This is a genomic window from Streptomyces sp. NPDC055078, from assembly GCF_053607985.1.
The window spans coordinates 1-6,631 of sequence record NZ_JBSGUP010000459.1; the positions used below are offsets into that span (position 1 = coordinate 1).

At 70.8% G+C, this 6,631-nt stretch carries 3 protein-coding genes and 1 tRNA gene; 3 read left to right on the plus strand and 1 reads right to left on the minus strand.

Translation table 11 applies throughout. The features are described from left to right. Positions 1–14 precede the first annotated feature (14 nt). On the minus strand, positions 15–599 hold the full coding sequence (locus ACWF94_RS29220) for a PPA1309 family protein (protein WP_453494942.1): 585 nt from the start codon (positions 597–599) through the stop codon (positions 15–17). A 167-nt stretch (positions 600–766) separates the two neighbouring features. Here ACWF94_RS29220 and ACWF94_RS29225 point away from each other — a divergent pair, with 167 nt between their 5' ends. From ACWF94_RS29225 to ACWF94_RS29235, 3 genes are all read left to right on the plus strand, one after another. Next, on the plus strand, positions 767–3,706 hold the full coding sequence (locus tag ACWF94_RS29225; protein ID WP_453494947.1) for a UPF0182 family membrane protein: 2,940 nt from the start codon (positions 767–769) through the stop codon (positions 3,704–3,706). A 118-nt stretch (positions 3,707–3,824) separates the two neighbouring features. Continuing rightward, a tRNA-Met gene (locus ACWF94_RS29230) sits at positions 3,825–3,898 on the plus strand. A gap of 202 nt (positions 3,899–4,100) precedes the next feature. Next, the gene (locus ACWF94_RS29235) at positions 4,101–6,515 is read left to right on the plus strand and encodes a sel1 repeat family protein (protein WP_453494944.1); all 2,415 of its coding nucleotides are present in this window, start codon (positions 4,101–4,103) and stop codon (positions 6,513–6,515) included. Positions 6,516–6,631: the final 116 nt, after the last annotated feature.

Genomic DNA, 6,631 nt, shown 5'->3' on the forward strand with positions numbered 1-6,631 from the left:
CCGCGGCTGTTCCGCTATGCCTCGAATGTCGCCGCGAGCGCCTCCGCGAGCCCCGGCACCAGATCCGCGCCGGTCAGCACCTCCTTCGCCGAGTCTTTCTCGCGCAGCCGCAGTGCCGACTCGCGCGCGCCGTCGCGGAGGACGGCCACCGTCATCCGTACCTCCTGGCGTTCGGGATGGGCGGCCACCCAACTGGTGAGGGATTTGTCGTCGAGGCCGTCCGGAACTGCGGCCTCCGCCGATGCCGGGAGCATCTGGCGCTCCACCGTCAGGGCGCAGCCGGCCACCGATTCGGGCCAGGCGATGGTGGCGAGGAAGTCGTCGAGGGCGGTGCCCGGTGGGATCTCGTCCTGTTCGATCGGGGTGAGCGGCGCCGCCGCGTCGTCGCCGTCGAGGCCGAGCTGGGTCGCGAGCCCGGGTTCCTGGGTGCGCAACCGCTCGGTGTCGACGAGCGCGAACAGCCGTGCGGGCTGGTCCCAGCCCAGTCCGGAGGCGTACTCGTCGATCTCCAGTACGGCCCGGGTCAGCGGGCTCGCGGCGATCGGACCCGAGCCTGCGGGGGTCGGATCGGAGGGGGTGGAAGGGGAAGCGTAGGACATGACCAATATCCTGCCTCCTTCCGGCCCCGGGACGGGAACTAGGTAAAGCCTCAGTAAGTTGCATGAGTGGGCTCTACGATCGCGGGGCCCGTTCGACAGACCGCGAGTACTCCACAACCGCTACTTCAACAACCGCGAACTTCGAGGTGCGCACGTTGGCTTTCCAGATGCCGGACCGCGGCGGAGGCCCCCCGACCGGGCCACGGATCAGAGTGGGCCGGCCGTCCCGGCGCGTCCGCACCCTGCTCATGACACTGGGCGTGCTGGCGGTCCTGGCCATGGCGTTCGTCATGTTCGCCGGGTTCTGGACCGACTGGCTCTGGTACCGCTCCGTTGACTATTCATCGGTGTTCACCACCACCCTGTGGACCAAGATCGGCCTCTTCGCCGTCTTCGGCCTGCTGATGGCCACGGCCGTCGGGGTGAACATCTGGCTCGCGCACCGGCTGCGCCCGCCGCTCAGCGCGATGTCGCTGGAGCAGCAGAGCCTTGACCGCTACCGCATGGGGATCGCTCCGTACAAGAAGTGGGTGCTCCTCGCGATCACCGCTCTGGTCGGGCTGATCGCCGGAGCCTCCGCCACGGGCCAGTGGAAGACCTGGCTGCTGTGGGTCAACGGCGTGAGCTTCGGCCAGAAAGACCCCCAGTTCAAGCTGGATGTGTCGTTCTACGCGTTCGATCTGCCCTGGTACCGGTTCCTGCTCGGCTTCGGCTTCGCCGCCGCGGTCCTCTCGCTGATCGCCGCCGCGCTGACGCACTATCTGTACGGCGGGCTGCGCATCACCAGCCCCGGCGCGCGGGCGACCGGCGCGGCCACCGGGCACCTGTCGGTGCTCCTCGGGCTGTTCGTCTCGCTGAAGGCCGTGGCGTACTGGCTCGACAGATACGGCCTGGCGGTGAAGTCGAGCGACTTCAAGGCCACCGGGAACTGGACGGGCCTGCGGTACGTCGACGCCAACGCCTATCTCCCGGCGAAGACGATTCTCTTCTGCATCGCCGTGATCTGCGCCCTGCTCTTCTTCGCCACGCTCTGGCGCCGCACCTGGCAGCTGCCGGTGATCGGCTTCGGGCTGATGGTCCTGTCGGCGATCCTCATCGGGGGCCTCTACCCGGCGATCGTGCAGAAGTTCCAGGTCCAGCCGAACGAGCAGGCCAAGGAGAACCCGTACATCCAGAAGAACATCGACGCCACCCGCAAGGCGTACGGGATCGACGGGGCCAAGGCGGAGAACTATCCGGGCCGGGGGGACCCCAAGCGCAACGGCGAGCGGCGTGCCGAAGCCGCCACCGCGGCCAGCTACCGCGTGGTGGACTCCAATGTGGTCTCGCCCGCGTTCCAGCAGCTCCAGCAGCAGCGGAAGTACTACCAGTTCCCCGCGACGCTGGACGTCGACCGGTACACCGGCCCCGACGGAAAGCCGCAGGACACGGTCATCGGTCTGCGCGAGCTGAACATCAAGGGCATCCCCAAGCGCAACTGGATCAACGACCACTTCACCTACACCCATGGTTATGGCGCGATCGCCGCCAAGGGCACCAGTGTGGTCACCGACGCCAACAAGGGGACGGTCGGGTCGCCGGACTTCACCGAGTCCGGAATGCCGACCTCCGGCCAGCTCCCCAAGTATGAGCAGCGGATCTACTACGGCGAGAAGACCGAGCAGTACTCGATCGTCGGCGGCCCGCAGAAGGAGCTGGACTACGAGCCGGGCAGCGGGCCGACGAAGACCACCAGCTACCAGGGCAAGAGCGGCGTCAGTCTCTCCAGCGCGCTGAACCGGGCCGCGTACGCGGTCGCCTTCAGCGAGCCGCAGATTCTGTACTCGGGAGCCGTCGGCGAGGGCTCGCGGATTCTGTACCAGCGCACGCCGAAGGAGCGCGTCGAGGCCGTCGCGCCCTGGCTGACCATCGACGGCGACGCCTATCCCGCGGTGGTCGACGGCCGTATCCAGTGGATCGTCGACGCGTACACCACGACCAATGGCTACCCGTACGCCTCGCGTACGACGCTGGGGGACACCACGACCGACTCGCTGACGACCAACCAGCGCGCCGTCGTCGCCCAGCAGAACCAGGTCAACTACATCCGCAACTCGGTGAAGGCGACCGTCGACGCCTACGACGGCTCGGTCAAGCTCTATCAGTGGGACACCAAGGATCCGGTGCTCAAGACCTGGATGAAGTCGTTCCCCGGGACGGTGAAGGCCAAGAGCGAGATCTCCCCGGAGCTGAAGTCGCACCTCCGCTATCCGCAGGACATGTTCAAGGTCCAGCGCGAGCTGCTCACCCGGTACCACGTCACCGACCCGGAGCAGTTCTACAGCGGCAGTGACGCCTGGCAGGTGCCGGACGACCCGACGAACAACAACACCAGCGCGGTCCCGCCGTACTACCTCAGTCTGAAGATGCCGGGCGAGAAGAACCAGAAGTTCTCGCTGACGACGACGTTCACTCCTTCCGGGCGGCCCAACCTGGGCGCGTTCATGGCGGTCGACGCCGACGCCAACAGCGAGGGGTACGGCTCGATGAGACTGCTGAGAGTCACCCAGACCGTTCAGGGGCCGTCCCAGGTGCAGTCCGAGCTGAACGGTGTGCCGGAGGTCGCCACCTTCGTCCGGGACCTGAGAGGCACCGACTCGGACATCAAGTACGGAAATCTGCTGACGATCCCCCTGGACGGCGGGTTCCTGTACGTCGAGCCGGTGTACGCGCGCGGTGGCAGCGCCAACTATCCGCTGCTGAAGAAGGTGGCCGCCGCGTACAGCGGAGGTAAACCCGTCTTCAAGGACAGCCTCCCGGAGGCGCTGAACGCGGTCTTCGGGGAGGAGGGCGCGGCGCCGACGACGCCACCACCGGGCGAACCGACGAAACCGACACCGCCGACGACTCCGCCGGCGACCGGTGACGCGGCGCTGAAGACGGCCATCGACGATGTGCTCAAGGCATACGACGAGGCCAACGAGGTGCTGAAGAAGGACCCGACGGACCGGGAGGCGTACGGCAGGGCCCAGGACGAGCTGGATGCCGCGCTGGAGCGGCTCGCGGCGGCCCAGGGCAAGCCGGTGCCTTCCCGGTCCGGCTCGCCCTCACCGCCGAGATCGCCCTGAGGGAGACCCCGGGGCGGCCGGAGCGGCCGGGGCGGCTGACAGGCCGCTGAGCAGGGCCGTTGACCCCGCTGCTGAACAGGCGACACCTCGCGTCGTGATAGTGTCCAGAACACAACGACGCGGGGTGGAGCAGCTCGGTAGCTCGCTGGGCTCATAACCCAGAGGTCGCAGGTTCAAATCCTGTCCCCGCTACTGAAAAGAAGAGGGCCCGGATCCTTTGAGGATCCGGGCCCTCTTCGTGCGTATGTGCGTCTGACGGGAACTGCGCGCGGCGTGGGGCGAGTTGACGGGGAAAGTGTTTGACTTATCTCTCTGTGGGCATGTCGACAAAACGCTGAAGTGACCTTACTGGCTGCGGTATACCAGGTGTACGCGGGTTGCGGGTGGTGCGACGATGGAATTTATGGGGGACAGGACAACTCTGTTGGAGACAGGGCGGTTTGTGCAGCGACATGCCGGAAACGCAGCAGATGCCAGGAATTCTGCTGCGAACGGCACGGCGGGCGCCACCGCAGGGCCGGGCGTGGGCAGCGCCGCAGACGGCGTCACCGTGGGTGTCGACGCCGTGGAGACGGCCGGGGCCGAGGCGCGGCACCGCCACGCGGCGGACGGCGGCGACAGCGCGTCGATGAGCGTGCTCGGGGCGCTGCTGCTGCGCCGTGGCGACCTCGACGGCGCCGAGCCGTATCTGCGGGCCGCGACCGCCGACGGTGACCGGGCCGCCGCCAACAATCTGGGTGTCCTGCTCCACCAGCGCGGATACGCCGAAGAGGCGGCCGGGTGGTGGCGCATCGCCGCCGTCGCCGGTTCCGCTGCCGCCGCGCACGCTCTCGGGCGGCACTTCCGCGAGCGCGGCGACGAGCCGGCCGCCGAGTACTGGCTGCGTCAGTCGGCCGAGCAGGGCCACGCCCTGGGGGCGTACGCACTCGCCGATCTGCTGGAGCACCGGGGCGACACGGGCGCCGAGCGCTGGCTGCGCGCCGCGGCCGAGCAGGGCCACCGCGAGGCCGCGTACCGGCTCGCCCGCGTACTGGAGGTACGAGCGGCCGACGAGGCGCGCGCGGGCGGGGACGCCGGGCCGGTGGACGTGGGTCCGCTGCTGGGGCGTCCGGGAGCGGGCGCGGCGACCGGGCGCGGCCGTGCCGGTGCCTCCCTGGACCTCAGCACGGACCTTGGCACGGACGTCGGCGCGGGCCCCGACAAGAACCTCGGCAGGAACCTCGGCAGAGACCTCGGCAGAGACCTCGGCCGGGAACTCAGTCGGGAACTCGGCAGAGACCTTGGCCGGGAACTCGGCCGGGAACTCGGCCTCGGCACGGATCGAGCCACGGCGACCGGATCGCACCCGGCGGCCCCCGGATCGCGGGCCGCCACCGATGGCGGTGACGTACGCGCGGAGGGGCGTACGGAGGCCCGCTCCGGGCGTACGGGCGGTTACGCGCGCCCGGAGGGCCCCGAGATCCTCTCGGGAGCCGGGAGCGCCGAGGTGCCCGGACAGAGCACCGGGTCCCGTCCGGTGCCGGCCCCCGATGCGGCGCGCGCGGACACCGGACAGGGGCCGGAGAACGCGGTCGGCGGTGTGCCGGACCCGCGGCTCACGACCCTCGACGAGGCCGCCCACTTCTACCGGCAGGCCGCCGCCCGCGGGCATCGGCGGGCCGCCCTGTACCTCGGGGCGATCCTGGAGAAGCGCGGCGAACTCAAGGAGGCCGGGCGCTGGTATCTGACCTCCGCCAGAGACGGCGAGGCCCGGGCGGCATGCGCGCTCGGCTTCCTCCTGCGGGACGCCGGTGACGAGGAGAGCGCCGCGGTGTGGTGGCTGCGTGCCGCCCAGGAGGGCGACGGCAACGCCGCCAACGCCCTGGGCGCACTCCACGCGGCCAGGGGCGAGCAGCAGACCGCCGAGCGCTGGTACCGCGCGGCCATGGACGCGGGCGATGTGAACGGCGCATACAATCTCGGGCTGCTCTGTGCCGCCCAGGACCGCACGCCCCAGGCCGAGCAGTGGTATCGCCGCGCCGCCTACGCGGGGCACCGCGAGGCCGCCAACGCGCTCGCCGTACTGCTCCTCCAGGCGGGCGACGCGACCGGCGCCGAGCCGTGGTTCTCCAAGGCGGCCGAGGCCGGAAGCGTCGACGCGGCCTTCAACCTGGGCATCCTCTACGTCGGCCGCGACGACGACCGTACGGCCCTGGGCTGGTACGAGCGGGCCGCCGCCGCCGGGCACACGGAGGCGGCGCTCCAGGTCGGCATCGCGCTGCTGCGGGACGGCGACGACCGGGCCGCCGAGCGTCATCTGCGCTGTGCGGCGGGCGGCGGCAGCGCCGAGGCCGCCTTCCGGCTGGCCACGCTGCTGGACGCGCGCCAGCCGCCGCCGGGCCCGCCCGCGCTCGGGGAGCCGATGCGGGAGAAGACCGAGTGCGAGGAGTGGTACGAGCGGGCCGCCGAGCAGGGGCACCGCCGTGCGCAGGTGCGGGTCGGCATGCTGGCGGCGGCCCGTGGCGACATGACCGACGCGGCCCGCTGGTACCGGGAGGCCGCCGAGGCGGGCAGCCGCAGCGGGTCGTTCAACCTCGGGCTGCTGCTGGCACGCGAGGGCAATGAGCGCGAGGCCGCCCTGTGGTGGACCCGTGCCGCCCGCGCCGGTCACGGACGCGCCGCCCTGCGCCTGGCGCTCCTCGCCGCGCGCCGGGGCGAGCTGACCGAGGGGCAGCGCTGGTGCGCCCGCGCGGTGGAGCTGGGGCCCGAGGCGGTGTCCGAGCGTGCGGCCCGGCTGCGGGAGGCGCTGCATCAGGAGCTGACGGCGTAGGCGGGGTGCCGTGGGCCGCGTCGGCGGGCGCGAGGCGGGGGCCTGAGGGATTCGGGCGTGGTGACCAGGGTCTCCGGGCTCCGGTGCTGTGACCAGGATCTCCGAGGCCCGGGTGC